Annotated in this window: 1 protein-coding gene; it reads left to right on the top strand. The window is 54.6% G+C overall.

Annotated elements, in window-relative coordinates:
* Window positions 1–232: 232 nt before the first annotated feature.
* Window positions 233–1,511 (top strand): IS4 family transposase (locus tag WD071_RS00015; protein WP_368046224.1); only part of this gene is annotated, 1,279 nt, incomplete at its 3' end.

Here is a 1,511-nt window from a genome sequence, read left to right on the forward strand (position 1 = left end):
CCTTGTCCTTACCCACATTTTGGCGCTATTCGGCAGTGCATTGCTAGTGGGTGCAGCGGTGCCACGATAGCGTGTCGAAGTAATTGACATGCGTGGACTTAGGAGAAGTGCCCAACTGAAACGCGGTGAGTTGCGTAATGGTTGGCGGGGCCGTGCATGAGGCAGGGTATTGAGGCATCGATGAAGGGAGGCTAAGCCAGCGGTGCTGACATACGGTCACGGAGGTGGTTCGATGCAGTCAACAAAGGAATGGGCACAAATGAATTTTGGAGCTTGCGAGTTGGGAGACAAGAGAAGGACAGACCGTTTGGTTCGCGTGGCGGAGCAAATCGCCGATAATCCTTCGGCCAGCCTTCCCAATCAAACGGAAGTCTGGTCCGATCTCAAAGCGGCATACCGAATGTTCGATCGCCAAGAAGTCACCTTCGAAGCCATTGCTGGTACTCACTGGGAGTTGACCAAGGAACGCGCCACACGCCATACGCTCGTGATTGGCGATACCACAGAGCTTGATTTCGGCGGGTTGCGTCAGATCAAAGGCGTGGGCCCAACGGGAAACGGCAGCGGCCGGGGTTTTCTCTTGCATAGCGCCTTGATGGTTGACGCCGATACCGAGGAAATTCTCGGAGTTGCCGGCCAGACGATCCACTATCGGAAAAAGAAACCCAAAGGCCAGAAGCGTCCATCGGCACCCAAGCGTCTGAATAAGAAGGATCGCGAGTCCGAAGTATGGGGCCAAGTCATCGATCAGATTGGTCCTCCCGCGGAAGGCTGTTCGTATACGCATGTCTTTGATCGCGGGGCCGACAACTTCGAAGTCTATTGTCACCTGCTCCAGCAACGTAGCGACTGGGTAGTTCGAGCTTCTCGACTGCAACGTTATGTGCTTGTGGGAGACGCAGAAAAGAGCATGACGTTGAAGGCGTACCTTCCCCAATTGAAAATTCTGGGGCGTTACACGTTGGAACTGAGAGCACGGCCCGGCCAAGCGGCTCGGAAAGCCGAGTTGGAAGTTCGCGTCGGTACTGTCAAGATACCTCGGCCACGGCACGTCAGCCGTTGGGTGAAAAAACTCAATCCGTCCCCTATCCCCATGACGGTGCTTGAAGTCGTGGAAGTGAACGCGCCGCAAGGCGTCACGCCGATTCGCTGGGTTCTGCTTACTTCGCTGCCGGTGGCAACCTTCGATGATGCGTGGACCATCATTGGTTATTATGAATTGCGCTGGTTAGTGGAAGAATATCACAAGGCGTTAAAGACGGGCTGTAGCACGGAATCGAGTCAGCTCAAAACAGCGGATCGTTTGGAAGCCTTTGTCGGCTTGACCAGCGTGGTGGCGGTCCGTTTGTTGCAACTGAAGTCACTGGCACGAACGAATCCCGATGTCCCGGCAAAAAAAGTGATCCCGAAAGTTTGGCTCGAAATGCTCAAACTAGCCCGCAAGAATATGAATCGCGTTCACGACCTGACCGTGGGACAGTTTTACCGCGAAGTTGCCAAACTGGGCGGTT

Origin of the sequence: Pseudohongiella sp. (assembly GCF_040877505.1) — a bacterium.
Classification (GTDB): domain Bacteria; phylum Pseudomonadota; class Gammaproteobacteria; order Pseudomonadales; family Pseudohongiellaceae; genus Pseudohongiella.